This window comes from Paraburkholderia lacunae, from assembly GCF_003353175.1.
Taxonomy (GTDB): Bacteria; Pseudomonadota; Gammaproteobacteria; order Burkholderiales; family Burkholderiaceae; genus Paraburkholderia; species Paraburkholderia lacunae.
In genome coordinates this window covers 141958-160731 of the sequence record NZ_QHKS01000017.1, presented here as the reverse complement: position 1 = coordinate 160731, position 18774 = coordinate 141958, and the positions used below count along the sequence as shown (strand labels likewise).

At 59.1% G+C, this 18774-nt stretch carries 18 protein-coding genes and 1 pseudogene; 17 read left to right on the top strand and 2 right to left on the bottom strand.

Features of this window, described 5'->3' with window-relative positions:
- Positions 1 to 95 precede the first annotated feature (95 nt).
- The 10 genes from DLM46_RS24855 to DLM46_RS24810 all read left to right on the top strand — a co-directional run bounded on the left by DLM46_RS24855 (position 96) and on the right by DLM46_RS24810 (position 11505).
- A complete protein-coding gene (locus DLM46_RS24855; RefSeq protein ID WP_115104918.1) occupies positions 96 to 1607 on the top strand; it encodes a sugar ABC transporter ATP-binding protein in 1512 nt (503 codons plus the stop codon).
- Positions 1608 to 1610: 3 nt separating this feature from the next.
- Entirely contained in the window at positions 1611 to 2582 is a 972-nt protein-coding gene (locus DLM46_RS24850; RefSeq protein ID WP_115104915.1) for an ABC transporter permease, read from the top strand.
- A complete protein-coding gene (locus tag DLM46_RS24845) occupies positions 2579 to 3586 on the top strand; it encodes an ABC transporter permease (RefSeq protein WP_115104913.1) in 1008 nt (335 codons plus the stop codon). Before DLM46_RS24850 ends, DLM46_RS24845 begins: the two co-directional genes overlap by 4 nt.
- Before the next feature lie 593 nt (positions 3587 to 4179).
- A complete protein-coding gene (locus tag DLM46_RS24840) occupies positions 4180 to 5298 on the top strand; it encodes a porin (RefSeq protein WP_115104911.1) in 1119 nt (372 codons plus the stop codon).
- A gap of 108 nt (positions 5299 to 5406) precedes the next feature.
- Positions 5407 to 6537: a YncE family protein gene (locus DLM46_RS24835; RefSeq protein ID WP_133300374.1), complete on the top strand. Its 1131-nt coding sequence runs from the start codon at positions 5407 to 5409 to the stop codon at positions 6535 to 6537.
- Between the two features lie 153 nt (positions 6538 to 6690).
- The gene (locus DLM46_RS24830; protein WP_115104905.1) at positions 6691 to 7020 is read left to right on the top strand and encodes a hypothetical protein; all 330 of its coding nucleotides are present in this window, start codon (positions 6691 to 6693) and stop codon (positions 7018 to 7020) included.
- Between the two features lie 325 nt (positions 7021 to 7345).
- Positions 7346 to 7759: a GlcG/HbpS family heme-binding protein gene (locus DLM46_RS24825; protein WP_115104903.1), complete on the top strand. Its 414-nt coding sequence runs from the start codon at positions 7346 to 7348 to the stop codon at positions 7757 to 7759.
- Positions 7760 to 7798: 39 nt separating this feature from the next.
- Positions 7799 to 9001 carry an acetamidase/formamidase family protein gene (locus DLM46_RS24820; RefSeq protein WP_115104901.1) on the top strand — a complete coding sequence of 401 codons (1203 nt, stop codon included), beginning with the start codon at positions 7799 to 7801 and terminating at the stop codon, positions 8999 to 9001.
- Between the two features lie 101 nt (positions 9002 to 9102).
- Positions 9103 to 10392: an MFS transporter gene (locus DLM46_RS24815; RefSeq protein WP_115104899.1), complete on the top strand. Its 1290-nt coding sequence runs from the start codon at positions 9103 to 9105 to the stop codon at positions 10390 to 10392.
- Between the two features lie 153 nt (positions 10393 to 10545).
- On the top strand, positions 10546 to 11505 hold the full coding sequence (locus DLM46_RS24810) for a fumarylacetoacetate hydrolase family protein (RefSeq protein WP_115104896.1): 960 nt from the start codon (positions 10546 to 10548) through the stop codon (positions 11503 to 11505).
- 64 nt (positions 11506 to 11569) lie between these two features.
- On the opposite strand, the gene DLM46_RS24805 is transcribed toward DLM46_RS24810, so the two are convergent.
- Complete coding sequence (locus DLM46_RS24805; protein WP_165848055.1) at positions 11570 to 12436, bottom strand: helix-turn-helix domain-containing protein; 867 nt, start codon at positions 12434 to 12436, stop codon at positions 11570 to 11572.
- A 413-nt stretch (positions 12437 to 12849) separates the two neighbouring features.
- On the opposite strand from DLM46_RS24805, the gene DLM46_RS24800 reads away from it, so the two are divergent.
- Positions 12850 to 13638 (top strand): alpha/beta fold hydrolase, encoded by a 789-nt coding sequence (locus tag DLM46_RS24800; RefSeq protein WP_115104892.1) that lies wholly within the window; start codon positions 12850 to 12852, stop codon positions 13636 to 13638.
- Positions 13639 to 13661: 23 nt separating this feature from the next.
- Here DLM46_RS24800 and DLM46_RS39130 read toward each other — a convergent pair whose 3' ends face one another.
- The gene (locus DLM46_RS39130; RefSeq protein ID WP_133300373.1) at positions 13662 to 13865 is read right to left on the bottom strand and encodes a hypothetical protein; all 204 of its coding nucleotides are present in this window, start codon (positions 13863 to 13865) and stop codon (positions 13662 to 13664) included.
- A 228-nt stretch (positions 13866 to 14093) separates the two neighbouring features.
- Between DLM46_RS39130 and DLM46_RS24795 the strand changes: the two genes are divergently transcribed.
- The 6 genes and pseudogenes from DLM46_RS24795 to leuB all read left to right on the top strand — a co-directional run bounded on the left by DLM46_RS24795 (position 14094) and on the right by leuB (position 18617).
- Entirely contained in the window at positions 14094 to 14372 is a 279-nt protein-coding gene (locus tag DLM46_RS24795; protein WP_115104889.1) for a YciI family protein, read from the top strand.
- Between the two features lie 67 nt (positions 14373 to 14439).
- Positions 14440 to 14963: pseudogene (locus DLM46_RS24790) on the top strand (YbiU family protein); the annotation flags it as partial.
- A 207-nt stretch (positions 14964 to 15170) separates the two neighbouring features.
- On the top strand, positions 15171 to 16580 hold the full coding sequence (gene leuC, locus DLM46_RS24785) for a 3-isopropylmalate dehydratase large subunit (RefSeq protein WP_115104886.1): 1410 nt from the start codon (positions 15171 to 15173) through the stop codon (positions 16578 to 16580).
- 5 nt (positions 16581 to 16585) lie between these two features.
- Positions 16586 to 16744, top strand: coding sequence for an entericidin A/B family lipoprotein (locus tag DLM46_RS24780; protein ID WP_115104884.1), 159 nt, complete (start codon positions 16586 to 16588; stop codon positions 16742 to 16744).
- A gap of 86 nt (positions 16745 to 16830) precedes the next feature.
- Positions 16831 to 17484, top strand: a complete 654-nt coding sequence (gene leuD / locus DLM46_RS24775) for a 3-isopropylmalate dehydratase small subunit (protein ID WP_115104882.1) — start codon at positions 16831 to 16833, stop codon at positions 17482 to 17484.
- Between the two features lie 65 nt (positions 17485 to 17549).
- Positions 17550 to 18617: a 3-isopropylmalate dehydrogenase gene (gene leuB / locus DLM46_RS24770; protein ID WP_115104879.1), complete on the top strand. Its 1068-nt coding sequence runs from the start codon at positions 17550 to 17552 to the stop codon at positions 18615 to 18617.
- Positions 18618 to 18774 lie beyond the last annotated feature (157 nt).

Below are 18774 nucleotides of genomic sequence, written 5' to 3'. Positions count from 1 at the left end.
CGAGGCAAGGGCTCGCGCTGCCGCGGTGCGGGATATAGCTCGAACGATACGCCGGCACCGCCAGCGACGGCTCAAGCCGCAAAGTGAAGGGAAATATGGAAACAACGATTCCGACCGATGGCGTGCCTCTTCTGGAATTGCGCAAGATCTGCAAGAGCTTCCCGGGTGTGCGCGCCCTGACTGACGTCGATCTTCATCTGTATGCCGGTGAAGTGCATATGCTGCTCGGGGAGAACGGCGCAGGGAAGTCGTCCTTGATGAAGGTACTGTTCGGCGCGTACAGAGCCGACTCCGGCGAGTTCTTCAGCGACGGCCGACCGATAACAATCGGGTCGCCTGCCGACGCCAAACGGCTCGGCATTGCGGTGATCTTCCAGGAGTTCTCCCTCGTGCCGCATCTGAGCATCGCGCAGAACATCTACCTGGGGCGTGAACCGCGCAATCGCTTTGGCCTGATCGATCATCGCAAGATGCATCTCGACGCCAGGGCCGCGCTCGAAGAACTTGGGCTTGCCTACGATACCCACGCGTATGCGGCCGATCTCGGCGTCGCGCAGCAGCAGATGGTGGAGATTGCGAAAGCGCTCTCGCACGATGCCCGCGTGGTGGTCATGGACGAGCCGACGGCAGCGATTTCCGATCGTGAGGCCGAGGCGCTGTTCAGTGTCGTCAGGAGGCTGCGCGAGTCCGGTGTCGCGATTGTCTATATCTCCCATCGCATGAAGGAGGTGTTCGACCTGGGCGATCGCGTCACGGTACTGCGTGACGGCCGTCTGGTGCAGTCGATGCTGGCAACCGCGGCGACACCCGATGAACTGATCGCGTTGATGGTTGGCCGGTCAGTCGGGACGGTGTACAAGCGCCAATATTTCGGCGAGCCGGGCAAGGTCGCGCTCGACGTTCGCCAACTGACCACCGCAACCGGCGTTCGAGGTGTCGATCTGCAGGTCCGGTGCGGCGAGATCGTCGGACTCTCGGGACTGGTCGGCGCCGGGCGCACGGAGGTCGTGCGGGCGGTCTTCGGCGCAGACCCGATTCAAACCGGCCAGGTCACCGTGTTTGGGGAGGCGGTGACCGGCGGTCCTCACAAAGTCGCGGCGATGGGCGTGGGTCTGATTCCTGAGAACCGGAAGCAGGAGGGGCTGGCGCTGAAGCGCTCCGTGCACGAAAACCTGCTCACTGCCAGCTTGTGGAAACTCTTTCCGAGAGGATGGTATCAAGCGGAGAAGGCAAGGAGTGCGACTCAAGCGCTCATCGATTCCTTGCGGATCGCACCCGGCGATCCCGGTAAGAGCGCCCGTGTCCTCAGCGGCGGCAATCAGCAGAAGATCGTGATTGGCAAATGGCTCAGTGCCGGCTGCCGGCTGTTCATATTCGATGAACCGACGCGCGGCATTGACATAGGCGCAAAGACGGAAATATTCAATCTGATCGAGAACCTGATTAAAGACGGTGCCGCCGTTCTGCTGATCAGTTCTGAATTGACGGAGATTGTTCACGTTTGCGATCGCGCATACGTTATGCGCGAAGGCGTGGTCTCGGGTGAATTGCCCAGAGAAAGCCTGAGCGAACAGAACATTCTTCGCCTGGCGATGCACGGGAGTTAAATCATGGAAGCAAGCGTTGAAAGAGTCAGCGTGATACGGAAGCGACGGCCTGTGCCGTCGATTGTCGCGGCGAGTGGCGTACTTGCGGTGGCGGCGATGCTCGGTGTGCCTGGGTTTGCGTCAAGTGGCAACATCACCAACATCGGACTGCAGGTTTCGATCCTGCTCATGATTGCCATGCCGATGACGCTAGTCATCCTGAGCGAGGGGCTCGACCTCTCCGTGGGTGCGCTCCTCAGTCTCTGTGCGGTCGTTTTCGCTCAGACTCTGGAGTTGGGGTGGGGCATTGCGTTGGCGTTATGTGCTTCAGTAGCGGTGGGGATGCTGACGGGTCTCTTCAACGGCGCACTCATCGCAAAGCTGGGGCTTCCTCCCTTTGTTGTCACGCTCGGTACGCTCGGCATTGCCCACGGTATCGCGCTGGTGCTGACGGACGGCAACGCGGTTGTCGTCGGCAACCCCGGCGTAGCCCAGCTCTACGCGTGGACCCTCCTCGGCATTCCGTTTCCGGTGATCTTTGCGCTCCTCGCGTATGCGCTCACCCATCTCCTTTTGTATCACACCCGGTTTGGCACCTACGTGTTCGCCATCGGCGGTAATCGGGATGCGCTGCTTCTCGCCGGTATCAAGGCCAAGGCTTTTCACATCGCGATCTATGTCTTCGGTGGGCTGATGGTCGGATTGGCTGCGCTGGTGCTGGTCGGTCGAATGAATTCTGCAGAGCCCAACTCGGCAATCGGCATGGAGTTCGATGCGATTGCGGCCGTGGTCCTCGGTGGCACGTCTTTCGAGCGTGGCGAAGGATGGCTGTTCGGCACGGTCATGGGCGTCGTGACGATCGGCGTTTTGCGCAATGCCTTGAATCTCCTTGGCATTGAGTCTTCTCTTCAGGTTGTTTCCGTCGGGATGCTGGTGCTCCTTGTCGTTGTTATCGATAGTGTGCGCAAGTCCAGAGTCAATGGAGCGAAAGCATGAGTATTCTCAACAACTCCCGCTTCGTATGGTCCCGCGTCAGCCAGCTGGATGTGCGTCATCATGTCCGCGAGGAAACGGCCACACTGATCTATCGCGCCGCCCTCATCGTTCTGATTGCGATGGCATTGGCTTTCGCGACGTCTACGTTCTCTGCAGCCCCCAATCTGCTCAACGTTCTGCGTCAGGCCAGCCTGATGTTCCTGCTCGCCTCCGGGCTCACACTCGTGATCCTGTCTGGCGGCTTTGATCTCTCGATCGCGGCCAATCTTACGCTGTCGGCCTGTCTCGCGGCGGGTGTCATGAAGACAGGCGGATCGCCGATTCTGGCGGCCGCAACCGCGCTTTCATGCAGTACGCTGATCGGGCTGCTCAATGGTCTCGCCGTGACGTTGCTGCGGCTTCCACCGTTTCTTGCCACCTATGGGATGCTTTGGGTCGTTCAGGGGCTCGCGTTCCATTACATGGGCGGTAACGAAATCTACGGCTTCCCGACGGGGTTCAGAACGCTGGGCACAGGATTCCTCGGCGGCATACCGTTGCCCGTCTACATGATGGTATTCGTGCTGGTTGGCGCGACGATCGTCACGGGAGGACTCAATTTCGGCCGGGAAATCTATGCGATTGGTGCCAATAGCGAGGTTGCGAGGCTCTCAGGCATACCGGTGCGTCGGCGCAAAATTGCCGTTTATACGATAAGTGGCCTGATGTCCGGGATTGCCGCGCTCATCTATCTCGCGCGGGTCAATGCAGCAGATTCAGCCATGGGCGAGCCGCTTCTACTTCCCGTTATCGCGGCCATATTGATCGGTGGCACGTCCCTGTTCGGTGGCGCAGGGAGCTTGCTGGGCACGTTGTCCGGGTGCGTCATTCTTGCACTCGTGATCGACGGGATGAATCTCCTGAACCTCAACGCAAACTGGCAGCCACTGATCATTGGCGCTGTTCTGCTCATTGCAGTGCTCGCGGACGTGCTCGGACGGGGCAGAAAAGAGCGGATCGGCTGACTCTGCCGGGCGATAAATGACCTCAGGGTTGTTTATCGCTTATTGTGTTGCTCGTCTTGCCTGTCCTTTGCCACCGTTGTCGCTATTTCCAGTTACCGCTAGTCACGAAAAAGGACGCTTTGACAAGCGGCGAGACTGCGAGGTCAAGGACTTTAACCGTATGTTCCGTATTATCTGGATAACGGTCCGGTCGACACAAACACAATCGGTAACCAGATCGGTCGAGAAACTACCGGTATCAGTGTGGATCATTAAGCAATCGATTGTTTAATAAATCTCATCCGATTCATCGACGTACGTAGGGAAAAAGTGAGTCAAACAAATTTTTGATGGCCAAAAATTGCGCACCGGAATGCAATCGATTGCATAACGTTTGCATGAGAGGAGCTAGAGGAAGGATTTGGCGTGATGGTGGGTCGGAAAGCCGGCTAAGGCGACGAAGAAGGAAATCTGGCTGTCTTGCAGGTGCGTCTTGTGTCTCTTTTAGCCTGCCTTTCCTGCCTGAACGATTCGTACAACGAATATATAAATTCGAGCTGTGAAGCCGGAAACGGCTGGCGGTGAATCCATTAGTTAGAGCGAGCGAGGAAGACATGAAAAGAAGGCTAATTGCTGCGGTCATTGGTGTGGGGTTGTGCGGCGCTGGTCTGAGCTGTGCGAGCTTTGCGCAGAGCAGCATCACGATGGCGGGCAAATTGGACGACGGTATCACGTTCGTCGACAACGACGGCGGTCACCACAATTACAAAGCCGATAGCGGTGTGCTGTTTCCGAATCTATGGATACTGACCGGCACCGAGGATATGGGTGGCGGCATCAAGACCGTGTTCAAGTTGTCGACGCTGTTTAACCTGAACAACGGTCAGCTCAATCAGCCGAACACCTTATTTGGTCAGCAAGCATGGGTGGGTCTGCAGACCGACTACGGCACGCTGACAATGGGCAATCAGTTCGATTTCAGCGCGGACTTCTTTGGCCAGTTCAACGTGGGCGCTTCCGGCAGCGGCTACGCGATCCACCAGGGTGACTTTGACCACACCAACAATGACCGCATAAAGAACTCCATCAAGTACACGAGTCCCGTATGGGGCGGCTTCACGTTCGGCGCGATGTACGGCTTTAGCAATACGCCGGGAAACTTTCATGACGGAAGCGGTTGGAGCGCCGGTTTGCAATACGCCAATGGGCCTCTGACAGTGGGGGCAGCGTACACGTACCAGGCCAAGCCGACGCTGGACCCTTATGCGCAAATCGGTGTCCACACGTTCTTCAATGTGCCTGTCGCCACCGTGTCGGGTAATACCGCGACCGATCTGATGCCCGAGTTCCAGATCAGCTCGCTGGGAACGTTCGGGATCGGCGCATCGTACGCGATTGGAGACTTCACCCTCTATGGCGACTTCAGCGACACCGTCCTGAAGTACCAGGCGCAGACCTCGGTTATGCATGTCTATGAAACCGGGGCGACGTACCAGGTCACGCCTGCCACGCAACTGGTTCTGGGTTATCAGCATACCGGCTTCGAAGGCCACACGTGGAACCAGGTGACCGCGGCGGCGCTTTATTCGCTGTCCAAACGTACCCAGGTTTATATCTCCTCGGATTACCTGAAGGCGTCATCCGGTGTGGACGCCGTCATCGGCGGAAGTTTCGCACCCTCGCTCGCAGGTCAGCAGGCCGACGTGCGAATCGGCATGTATCACGCTTTCTAAGCGCCCCTATATCGCAGGTTGGTCTGCGTTGCGATAACCGAATTGGGGACCTGATCCCCGTCCCAGCTGCCGCTGGAAATTTTAACGACCGATTGGAGGAGTCAACACATGAAACGTACATACCTTGGACTGGCTTTAGCGGGTACTTTGGCGGCCAGCGCTTATACGTGGGCGAGCGGCGCGGCTGAGGCCGTGCCCAAATGGCTTGCGAATATTCCGGTGACGAGCGCCAAGCCGTTTGGCTTCGATATCAGCGCATCGGCGGACGGCAAGTACTATCTTGCGGACGGAGCGAATGCAACGCTCGACGTGTTCGACGCGAAAACGGCCACGCTGCTCGACCAGATTCCGGCGAACTTCGCCGGCATTGGACCCAGCCATGACAAATCGGGACCGTCGGGGGTCACCCCGGTGCCGGGCACGTCGCTGGTGTACGTGGGGGACGTCAACGCGGTCAAGGTGATCGACGTTGCAACCAAAAAGCTGGTTAAGACCATTACCGTCAGCACGTCCGGCATTCGCGCCGACGAGAGCTGTCTGGACCCTGAGCATCATGTCGTGATGTTCTCGAGCGGCGCGGAGCAGCCGCCGTTTGCCACCTTTATCAATACCGAGACGCAGAATGTGATCGGGAAACTCTCGTTGAAGGACTCGACCGGTCTTGAAGCGTGCGCGTACGACCCGAAGGGCAAGAACTTCGTATTGAACAACGATGGTACGAAAGCCAATCCGAAAGGCGAGGTCGATGTGATTCCGGTCGCGTCGGTTCTCGAAGGGAAGCCTGCTGTTGCCAACGTATTCGTGCTGAAGGGTTGTGAGGGCCCGACCGGTCTCGCAATGGGCCCGGGCAACGATGCACTGATCGGATGTGATCCGGACGAGGGCGGCAAGCAGACCACGGTGATCATCGACCGTACGAACGGCAAAACCGTCGCCGAGTTGCCGTTCGGCGGCGCGGACGAAGTCGTGTACGACCCGGTATCGAACCGCTACTTCCTGGCCGCCGGCCACCGTTCGGCCGATAACGTCTCGCAGGTTGGCAGCAAGACGGCGAAGTTCGACCCAGCGCTCGGTATTGTCGACGCCGCTACGCGCAGCATCGTCGCGATTGTTCCGACCACGACGGGCGCGCACTCGGTGGCGGTGGACGGCGAGTCCCATCGTGTCTTCGTGCCGCACGGACCTGGCCACTCGGAGCAGTTTGCGGGTGCGGGCGTGGCGGTATTCGCGACCGAGTAACTGACCCAGTAAGCGACCCGGCAGTCGTTTGGCGGATGTGACTCGCAGTCGGGCCGTTGCCGTTTCCCCAGGACTTCGTCGAGCGGTCCTGGGGGGCACCTTGCATCACGATCCCTCTGCCCCCAGTAATCCAACTTTCAAAGAGACTCAATCATGGTCCAGTTTCGTGCAGTTTCAGCTGCACTCGTCGTATCGCTTGGTTTGGTGCTTATCGAGGCGCCTGTGGCGACGGCTCAACCGGCCAGTGAGGAGCAGGCGTCCTCATCCATGGGCGCATCAACGCCAAAGCAGGTCGCCAAGGCTCAACGGAAGGCTGCGCGCAAGGTCCGGCAGGAAAAGAAGAACGCCGAGTTGAAGGCGCTCGAGAAGAACGGCTATCGAGAGTCAGGCAATCAGGATAACTATCCGCAGAATCTCATGGACGCGGAGCGCAAGGCTGCTGCATCGAAACCCGCTACGCCAGCGTCCACATCGGGTCAATAACACGCTCAACTTTTAAAGATGGCGCTGGGGGCTACGTCCTCAGCGATGAGCCCGATCAAAAAATTATCGGACGTGTTGGTAAGCGCGCGATCTTTCTGGTTATGGCGACGCGCGCTCCCCAGCATAAGCTTCATCTATCGAGCGCTGCTCGAGGTGTCATGAAGAGGAGACTAGCTTGAGACTCTGTCGTTCCGCTCGGTCAAACGAGGCCGTATTGGCCACATTACTTGGGTCGGCGTGCCTCGTTTTCCTGAGCAACGTTTGCGTAGCCGACGCGACCCAAGCGCAGCAGACAGCGCCCCCACTTGCAAGCTATTCGCTGAGCATGAAGCAGGCAATGAAGCTCGTTGAAATCGCAACGGCAACCGCGCAGAAGCGCCATCTCGCGATGAGTTTCGCCGTGCTCGACCCGGGAGGTCACCTCATCATGGCCTTACGCATGGACGGCGCGCCCTTTGTCAGCGTTGATTTCGCGCGCGGCAAAGCCTTCGCTTCCGTTGCGCTCGGCGGTCAGTCCGGTTCGACGCTGGAGCAGCGCTTCAAGGACGATCCTTCGGAGTACAGCAATGTCTCGGGTGCGGGGTATTTCGCCCCGTTTCTGCCGGCAAGGGGTGTGTTTCCTGTCTTTGTCGATGGGCATCTGTTAGGTGCCGTTGGCGCGAGTGGTGCCCCCTCGGAGATCGATGATCAGGTCGTCAAGGGTGCAATTGAAGCAATCGGTGCAACGACTGTGCGATGACACGTCGTGTCCTATTGAAACGATATTGGGAAAATTTTCATGAAACGCGAAACAGAACAACGTGATGCAGTGGGCGTAACAAGCGCCGCGGCCGACAGGCATGCCTCGACATGTGACGCTACCGACGCTTGCCGCCGCTCGATCCTGAAGCTTGGATTCGGTGCGTTTGCCGCGGGTGCTTTAGGTTTGTCCGGCGCAGCTCGCGCGCAGAGCGGTACGTTGCGAGGGGCGGCTGTTGCGGTAGCCTCGCGCGAAGGTCAGACCATCAGACTGGTGCCGTCGCTGGACACGGTCAAGGTCGGGCAGATCGATCCGAGCGCGCCGACGGCAGTCATGATCAAGTCGGGCGATACCGTCTGGTATGACGGCACGTGGACCAATTGGGGCAATGAGGCAAAGTATGGGCTGACCTTCAAGGAGCGCGAGCCGATCCGCAAGAAGTACCCCAACGGTCCCTTTTCGCTGATCGGGCCCGTTTCGATCATCGGTGCCGAAGCGGGCGATCTGGTCGAATGCCGGATGTTGAAGATGCGGCCGATCGACTGGGGCTGGAACTCCGCGCCTCCGGGCGTCGGCGCATTGCCGCACGATTTCAAGCCTTACCTGCGATATCTGAAATTCGACAAAGACAGGACCGCCGCCGCGTATGTGCCAGGCGTCAATATTCCGCTGAAGCCATTCCAGGCGTACATCGCCGCGCAGCCGGCCGGCGACAAACCCATCAGCGCGAATCTGGCCGGCAATTATGGCGGCAATCTCGACTGTGCCGTGCTGGGTGTGGACACGTCGATCTTCCTGCCTGTACAGGTCAGTGGTGCACGGGTGTGGACGGGCGGCTCCATGGGGGCGTCGGGTGAAGGCAACGTCGATCAGACCTCGATTGAGACGGCCTTCGAAGAGATGCGTATCCAGTACATCCTGCACAAGGGCGCTGCACTGAATGTGCCGATGGCGGAGACGCCTGACCACTGGATCGGCTTCGGGTTTTCCGACTCTCTCGAGAATTCACTGGTTGCCTGCCTGCGTCAGATGATCAGCTGGCTGTCCGCCGCCTCCGGCATTGCACCGGAAGATTGTTACGGAATCTATAGCGTGGCAGGCAGCTTCCGTGTGACGCAATACGCCAATCAGACCGGGACGGTCTACTCGACCATTCCGCCCAAGGGTATTCATTGCATGCTTCCCAAGCGCATTTTTTCCCCTGCGCTGCAAGAGCGCATCGCAACGTCCATACGGGCCTGAGTCCTTGGTGGTGCGTCCGTTCAACAGGCGTTTGCTCATGCCTGGCTACAGCATTTCAGCCGGGTCGCGTGCCCGTGCATGTATTGCAAGGAGGTGATTCGATGAATACGAAAGACCCGAGACCGTCTATGGAAGGCGGCCTGGCGAAAACACGCTGGGCAGGGCCCGTGCTGGCCCTGCTGGTGTGCTTCCTGGTGATCGTGCTGGACGGATTCAACACCACGTCGATCTCCTTTGTCGTACCCAGGCTCGCTCATGAATGGCACCTGGCGCCGGCGCTCTTCACCACCGTTTTTGTGGCGACGAACATTGGCGCGGCGATCGGTTTCATGATTTCCGGTCCGCTCGCTCAACGTTTTGGACACCGTTCCGTGGGTGTCGCCAGCGTTGTGCTGTTCGCCGGAAGCACGCTGCTGACCATGTATGCGAACGATATCGCCAGCTTGTCCGTCATGCGCCTCGCGGCGGCCATCGGTTTGGGCGCGGCGTTGCCGATCGCCATTACGGCGGCCGCCAGCCTCATTGGCGCCAGGCATAAGGTGGCGGCGTCCCTGCTCGTGACGACCGGCATGTCCGTTGGCGCGGTCACGGGCGGCGTGGCCGGTGGCCCACTGATGGGTCACTTTGGCTGGCAGTCCATCTTCGTGGCTGGCGGTGTCCTTCCTTTCCTGCTGGTTCCCGCGTTCTTCCGCATCCTCCCGGCGCGCAGCCCGGTGATAGCGGATACCGCCGCCATGCGTGCGTCTAACCCGCTCAAGGCGCTGTTCGAAAACGGTCTGGGCGCCTATACGTGCCTGCTGTGGCTGTTTTCATTCCTGATCTTCATGGACGTCTACGCACTGCTGTTCTGGGTGCCGACGCTGCTGGTGGATTTCGGCTTCTCAGCGGACCATGCGTCGGTCGGCATGGCGGCCTTCAGTATCGGTGGTCTGAGCGGCAACATCCTGATGACCGGGGCTGTCGCGATGATGACGCTTGCTGGCCGGCTTAGGGTGAAATCGGCTTTGGTTCTGGGATTGTTGCTGGTGATGCTGAGCATTACCGGCCTTAGTCAGGTAGCGGTGACGCCGGGCATCGTGCTGCTGCTCATCGGCGTAATCGGTGCCGGTCTGGTCAACGGCATCATGGGGCAGACCGCGCTCGCAGTCGCTTTCTATCCGCCGGAAATACGCGCGACCGGGGTGGGCTGGGGGCATGCGATCGGGCGGGTTGGTTCCTTCGTTGGGCCGGCGATTGGAGGGGGCTTGCTGTCGCTCGGTTGGCCGGTGCGCGATATCGTCCTCACCTCCGTGGTGCCCGCCGGCGCTGCGATCCTCGCGCTCGGCGTCCTATCGCTGGTCGGTCGTAGAGCGGTTCAAAAGTTTTCCGACAGCGCCGTGGCGCAGAACTGAGACTCGCCACGTCATGCTGCGCTCACTGACAAGTGGTCAATTGGACTCGCAAACGCCAGCGCGCTGCTGGCGCTATCCATGCACATGGGGCAGCGCGCCTACATGCAGACTGCAAAACCAGCTGTTTAATCCAACGCAAAGACATTCTCGATCATGAAGATTATTGCTTACTCCGACGGCGGCCGCATCGCACTGGGAATTGTCACCAGCCCCGCCCATTTCGTTGCTGTCTCCGACATCGCCCCGGACCTACCATCCAGCCTCATTTCAATCCTGGAGCAGGAGGATGGCCTAACGCGGCTGCGGCTGGCGGCAGAAGGGCGGCAAGGCGATCGGGCGCTCGCTGACGTCACACTCAAGCCTTTTCTCGACCGCCCGAACGCGATGTGGGCACTGGCGTTGAACTTCAAGAGCCATATCGCGGAGACGGGACTTCAAACGTCGATGGAATTTCCCCACCTTTTCATGCGCACGGCTGCGTCCTATGTCGGCGCCGGCGAGCCGATTCTGGCACCTGCGGAATCCGTTGCACGCGCGTTCGACTATGAGGGCGAACTTGGTGTCGTCATAGGCACGCCTGGCCGTTATATTCCGGTGGAGCGAGCGCTGGACCATGTGGCGGGTTACACCTGCCTCAACGAAGGATCGGTTCGCGAGTTCCAGATGCACAATCGCCAATTCGGCCTCGGCAAGAATTTCGAAGCATCCGGGTCCTATGGGCCGTGGTTGATGACCCGCGACGAATTCGGCGATCCTGCCACGCACACTATCAAGACTCGCATCAACGGTGTCGTTCGTCAGAGCGCGCCTCTCGACGATATGCTGTTGGGCGTTGCGCAAGTCATCAGCTATCTGAGCCAGGGCTATCGTTTGCGGCCTGGCGACCTGATTGCTATGGGAACGCCTGGCGCGTTGAAGCCTCAGCCGGATGATGTCGAGGGCCACGATCTCTCGCGGCAATACGGTCCCTTTCCGACACCGGGGCTCGTGCATATGCGGCCGGGAGACTGGGTCGAGGTAGAGATCGATGGACTCGGCGTGCTTGGCAATCCGGTAGCCGCCGACGCGGCCATCAGTGAAAGTGGTGACGCAGCACAGAAGTCCGCGGCCTGATTCCGGTTAAAACAATCCTGGCTTTCAGATGGTGTGGGGATCGTTCGGGGCCCCACACCAGCGCTCAGCCGCGCTGATTGTCGAGCGTCACCGAATGCCTGCGAAACTCACTGGGCGGCACGCCCATGTGTTGTGCGAAGAAACGGGTGAAGTGGCTGTGTTCTTCGAACCCCAACTCTTCGGCTACATCGGAAAGCGGTTTATCGCTAGCGCCGAGGAGCTGGATCGCATGAGACATGCGGACCCAATCGATATAGTGCTGCGGTGAAATACCCATGCATAGTCGGAATTGCTGGAAGAATCTCGACCTGGATAAGCCGACTTGAGCAGCGACCTGGGCAACAGTGGGATTCGCCACCGAGGCGTGCTTGATGAAATCCACCGCTTTGCGGATGCGAAAATCGATCGGTCTGCCCGACGGGATGATGCCGACTGTCAACGCAGGATCGGCAAAATCTCGACCGAGTGCGGTCACCAGATCCGCGAGAATGGGCATGCAATCGTCGTCCTGGGCGACCAGGTGGTTGGTGATCGCCGCGGCGATACGATCCACGTGATGCCGCACGTCCGGCGTGACGACGACCTCTGCCTTCGGGAAGATGTTCGCGGTGCCGTTTTCGGCGAGTTTCAATTGCTGGCGCAGCCAGGGGACTTCAATGACGAGGGAAAGGATCAGGGAAGGTTCGTCGTCGCTGCAGCTCTTCGAGTGTTCGACCCAGGGGTTCAGACAGATTGCCCGCTCCGCTGTAAGCGCACAATCGTCTGCGCCGATGCGGAAATTGCAGTTGCTTCCACCCAGCTTGAAAAGGAACTGGTATTGGGAGTGAGCGTGAGCGACAAGCGGGCGGCTAATGAAGTTAACCGTTGCTCGCCCGAAACTTCCTTGCAGAATCCAGACGGGCTTGTCTCCATCAATTGGTACTGTCGTCATACCCAACATTTCTCCACGTGGAATGAGGCAGTGCATTACGCTTCGCCGGATTCCATGAATACAAAAAAGACGCTTTGGTCAGCGGCGAGATCTTGCGGCAAGCCAGTCGATTGAAAACTCCAGTAGCGTCACTTAATCAAAAGTTAGGATTGCAGTCAATGGGTGGAAACGTGTTCTGGCATGCGATGTATCCGATCTCTTTGACACGCATGGGACCGTGATGAGATGCGTATGAACTGGCTGCTGCGTGTGTATCCCTTCAACGCGAAGGTCTCGGTCGTCTACGCCTGAATAGCCTGGGCCGCGCGAAGAATTCTGGACGATTTGACAAGCAATCGGCTCTTGCGGTCAGGTGTTCCAGCGGAGGTCGGCTTATATTGAATCCACCATGTTATTCGAAAGTAGGGATACGTATGCCGTTTTTTGAACGAGAAGGGATACGCTTCGCATACGATGAGTTCGGCCTTTCCGGGGCGCCTGTCGTTGTCTTCAGTCATGGCTTCCTGATGGACGGCGACATGTTCCAGCCGAATATTGCGGAACTAAGTAATCAATTCCGTTGCGTCGTTTGGGACCAGCGAGGTTTTGGTGCAACCGGAGCCGCAACCCGGGCGTTCAGCTACTGGGACTCCGCGAGGGATCTCATTGCCTTGCTCGATCATCTGGAGGTTGCCTCGGTATCGCTTGTCGGCATGTCTCAAGGCGGATTTATATCGATGCGTGCAGCGTTGCTGGAGCCCGATCGCTTTCGGGCGATCGCTCTGATATCGACAAGAAGCGATGTAGACTCCGAAGCGGTTCGGCAGTCTTTCGAAGAGCTCAAAGCGGAGTGGGCACGTAACGGCGCAAAAAATGTCGCGCAGAATCTGTCAGCGTTTCTGTTCGGTCCCGAGTACGAGGCATCGGCATGGATCCGGAAATGGATGAACGCTAGCGCGGATCACTTCGAACATCCGGTCAATGCCCTTGTCTCCAGGGACGACATCACGCCGCGCCTTGCCGAGATTACGCATACGTCGATCGTGTTCCATGGACGCGACGACGCCGCCATCAGTCCTGACTGCGCAGAGGCGCTCGCCGCCCGGTTGCCGAACTGCAAAGATCTTGTTCTGGTCGACCGAGCGGGACATACGCCGAATTTGACGCATGCCGATATTGTGAATCCGCCGTTACGAGATTTCCTGCTTCGCTATGCGCGCTAAGGCGAGGCACGCGCGCCTCGATCTTACTTGCTGCCCGGAACGGTCTGATTGTTATCCCGTGGCGCCTGAGCCGATGTATTTTGATCCGCTCCGCCCTGGTGCGCGCCGGGCGGTTGATAACGGGTGTGTTCGTGATCGTGATTCACATGCATATGCTCACTGGCAAAGGCCGGCGTAAAAAGGGAAATGCTTAAAACCACAACCGCGAAAAACGCAGTGACATTCATGATGATCCTCTCCGCTTGATCTGAATCGCGTTGGTTTAACGCCGTTTACATTCTATGCACGACGAGGGTCAGTGGAAACCCGCGGGTGGCTCGATCTAAATGATCGCATTTAATTCATTCGTTTTATGGACAACAAGTTGGCGGTGTCATCGTTAACCGGACGGGATTCTTTGTGCTGCTCAGCAGGTGCATATCAATCCTGTCCGACTTTGATAGGAACTCAAAATCATGCATTGGATTGTTTTCTGTACCGATACGCCTGGTTCCTTGGCCCTTCGCGAAGCCAGCACCCCGAAGCATCGCGCTTATCTGGAGAGCAGGCCGATCACGCTTCTCACATCCGGGCCATTGGTAGACGACGCTGGCGAAAACAAGATCGGTAGCTTCTTTCTTGTGGAAGCGCAAACACGCGGCGAAGTTGAGGCATTCAATCGTAATGACCCGCTCTTCGCCGCTGGGATCTGGGACGAAGTCAGAATTCATCGTTTTCATCGCAAGATGGGCTGATGCAGTAGTGCGGCGGTTAATGTTAGACAGGTCTTCTGCCGCCTGTGAGGCGAAAGCGAAGTGAGTGCGGCAGGTCGACGCGATTCGCGGTGAGCGCGAGCGCGGCTTCGAAGCCATCCCCGTATTCGATTACGCGGCTATCGTTTCGGGCGATGTAGACGCGAGCGTGATCCGAAGAATCAAGGAGCGCGGCGCGTGCATAGTGCGACGCGCATTCGATCCGCAGCGGGCGAGCGACTGGAACGACGAAATCGCGCAATACGTCGAGCGCAAGAAGCTCGACGACAGGCTCGCGCATCGCGCCGAGGACAAGTACTTCGGCACGCTGTCGTCGAGCAAGCCGCAGATCTACGGCGTCTACTGGTCGAAGCCGCAAACAGCCGCGCGTCGCGGCAGTGGCTACAGCAACGTGATGTACATCTCGTCCGCGCCTTGGTGCGCGTAAAACGAGGCATATCTGAAGCGCCAGTTGCCTAGCTTCCTGCGTGGCGAAAGCCCGCCGGACTTTCCGGCCGATCACTTCGAAACCGGCTTGGGCGCGCACAGGAAGGCGATTTGACGCCGCTCGGCCGCGCGCAACTCGGCTTCGATCTCGTGCGCCGACTGCCTGTAAGCGCGGCGGCGCATGGGCCGCCGTCACGAACTCCGCTGCCGGGTAACACCCATACAGGTATCGGCACTACCACTCAACTCACTGTTTTTTATCGGTTTTTCCGTGTTTTATGGGCCAAAGGGCGGCTCTGCGTGGCATAATCGACCGAACACAGTCAGCCCGCAGTCATTACTACCCCGCATACCATGGCACAGACTCTCTACGACAAATTGTGGAACACGCATGTGGTCCACACGGAAGAAGACGGCACGACGATTCTCTATATCGACCGCCACCTGCTGCACGAAGTCACCAGCCCGCAGGCGTTCGAAGGCCTGAAGCTGGCTGAGCGTCCGGTGTGGCGCATCAGCGCGAATCTGGCAGTTTCCGATCACAACGTGCCCACCACGGATCGCAGCCACGGTATCGCCGATCCGGTCTCCAAGCTGCAAGTCGACACGCTCGATTCGAACTGCGACGCCTACGGCATCACGCAGTTCAAGATGAACGATCTGCGCCAGGGCATCGTGCACATCATCGGGCCGGAGCAGGGCGCTACGCTGCCTGGCATGACGATCGTCTGCGGCGATTCGCACACGTCCACGCACGGCGCGTTCGGCGCGCTGGCGCATGGTATCGGCACGTCGGAAGTCGAGCACGTGCTGGCCACGCAAACGCTCTTGCAGAAGAAGAGCAAGAACATGCTGGTGAAGGTCGAAGGTCCGCTGCCGCACGGCTGCACCGCGAAAGACATCGTGCTCGCGATCATCGGCAAGATCGGCACGGCGGGCGGCACCGGCTACGCGATCGAATTCGGCGGTTCGACGATTCGCGCGCTGTCCATGGAAGGCCGCATGACGGTCTGCAACATGGCGATCGAAGCAGGCGCGCGCGCCGGCATGGTCGCGGTGGACGACACCACCATCGAATACCTGAAGGGCCGCCCGTTCTCGCCGGAAGGTGTCGAGTGGGATCACGCGGTCGAGTACTGGAAGCAGTTCAAGTCGGACGAAGGCGCGCAATTCGATCGCGTGGTCGAACTGAACGCCGCCGAGATCGTGCCGCAAGTCACGTGGGGCACGTCGCCGGAAATGGTCACCGCTGTGGACGGCCGCGTGCCGGATCCGGAACGCGAAAAGGATCCGGTCAAGCGCGACGCCATGGAGCGCGCGCTGAAGTACATGGCGCTCGAACCGAATGCGCCGATCGAATCCATCAAGCCGGATAAAATCTTCATTGGGTCGTGCACCAACGCGCGCATTGAAGACATTCGCGCCGCGGCTTACGTCGTGAAGAAGCTTGGCCGCCGCGTCGCGCCGAACATCCGCCTGGCGATGGTGGTGCCGGGCTCGGGTCTGGTCAAGGCGCAAGCGGAACGTGAAGGCCTCGACAAGGTCTTTACCGATGCCGGTTTCGAATGGCGTGAACCCGGTTGCTCGATGTGTCTCGCGATGAACGCCGACCGGTTGGATCCGGGCGAGCGTTGCGCGTCCACGTCGAATCGTAATTTCGAAGGTCGTCAGGGCGCCGGTGGCCGTACCCACCTCGTGAGCCCCGCAATGGCTGCGGCTGCGGCCATCGAAGGGCATTTCGTCGATATTCGCAAGCTTGGATAAATCGCATGATGAAGAACATGAATCGCACCACTCTATTGCGCCGTTTCGCGCTAGGTACCCTGGCTGGGTTGCTGTTCGGTCTGGCCGGCTGCAACACGGTGCACGGATTTGGCGAGGACATGTCGCACCTCGGCAATTCGATCAGCAGCCACGCTGACAAATAAGCGGTTTTTGATTTTTTGCCGGCAACGCGCGGGCGGCTTTGCGGTCGCCGCGCGCAGCGTCCGGTCTTGAAACAGGCGCAAGCGTCATGGATAAATTCATCGTACACACCGGCGTCGTGGCGCCGCTCGATCGCGAGAACGTCGACACGGACGCGATCATTCCGAAGCAATTCCTGAAGTCGATCAAGCGCACGGGTTTCGGCCCGAACGCGTTCGACGAATGGCGCTACCTCGACCACGGCGAACCGGGTCAGGACAATTCGAAGCGCCCGCTGAATCCGGATTTCGTGCTGAATCAGCCGCGTTATCAAGGCGCGTCGGTGCTGCTGGCGCGTAAGAACTTCGGCTGCGGCAGCTCGCGTGAGCACGCGCCGTGGGCGTTGCAGCAATACGGTTTCCGTGCGCTGATCGCGCCGAGCTTCGCGGATATTTTCTACAACAACTGCTTCAAGAACGGCCTGCTGCCGATCGTGCTGACCGAACAGCAAGTCGATCACCTGTTCAACGAAACGTACGCGTTCAACGGCTTCACGTTGACTATCGATCTGGAAGCGCAAGTGGTGCGCACGTCGGACGGCGGCGCCGAATATCCGTTCGAAGTCGCGGCATTCCGCAAGTACTGCCTGCTGAACGGCTTCGACGATATCGGCCTCACGCTGCGTCACGCGGACAAGATTCGCCAGTTCGAGGCAGAGCGGATCGCGAAGCAGCCTTGGCTGAATCACCGCATCGTCGGCTAAGGGCTTAGAGACCCGTTCACGGATTCAAGCACACACGTCTCAAAGAACATCATCAAGGAATTCGCATGAAGATCGCAGTGTTGCCGGGCGACGGCATCGGTCCCGAAATCGTCAAGGAGGCCGTGAAGGTCCTGAACGTACTCGGCGAAAAGTTCGAACTGGAAGAGGCGCCGGTTGGCGGCGCGGGTTACGAAGCGAAGGGTCATCCGCTGCCCGATTCGACGCTCGCGCTGGCGAAGGAAGCCGATGCGATCCTGTTCGGCGCCGTCGGCGACTGGAAGTACGACTCGCTCGAACGCGCATTGCGTCCGGAACAGGCGATTCTCGGTCTGCGCAAGCATCTGCAATTGTTCGCGAACTTCCGTCCGGCGATCTGCTATCCGCAACTGACAGGCGCTTCGTCGCTGAAGCCGGAAATCGTGTCGGGTCTGGACATCCTGATCGTGCGCGAACTGAATGGCGACATCTACTTCGGCTCGCCGCGCGGCGTGCGCGAAGCGCCGGACGGCCTGTTCGCCGGCGCGAAAGAAGGCTTTGACACGATGCGTTATTCGGAACCCGAAGTGCGCCGCATCGCGCACGTCGCGTTTCAGGCGGCGCAAAAGCGCGGCAAGAAGCTGACTTCGGTGGATAAGGCCAACGTGCTCGAAACGTCGCAGTTCTGGAAAGACGTGATGATCGACGTGTCGAAGGAATACGCGGACGTCGAGCTGTCGCACATGTACGTCGACAATGCGGCCATGCAACTGGTGAAGGCGCCGAAGTCGTTCGACGTGATCGTTACCGGCAACATGTTCGGCGACATTCTCTCCGACGAAGCCGCGATGCTGACGGGTTCGATCGGCATGCTCCCGTCGGCCTCGCTCGACAAGAACAACAAGGGCCTGTACGAGCCGTCGCACGGTTCCGCGCCGGACATCGCCGGCAAGGGCGTGGCGAATCCGCTGGCCACGATTCTCTCGGCCGCCATGATGCTGCGCTATTCGCTGAACAAGGCGGAGCAGGCCGATCGCATCGAAACCGCGGTCAGGAAGGTGCTGGAGCAGGGCTTCCGCACTGGCGACATTCTGACGCCGGGTTGCCAGCAAGTTGGCACCGTGGCGATGGGCGACGCCGTGGTCGCCGCGCTGTAAAGCGTTTTAGCCTGAGCAGTCGTCAGGCCCTCAAACGGCCTTTAAAACGCGGATTGGCCTCGAAAACAGGCCAATTCGCGCGTAATACGGACGATGGCGTCGCCAGATTCCGGTTTTCGTGTATATTGTCGCGATGGCGCAGATCTCTCAAATCTCC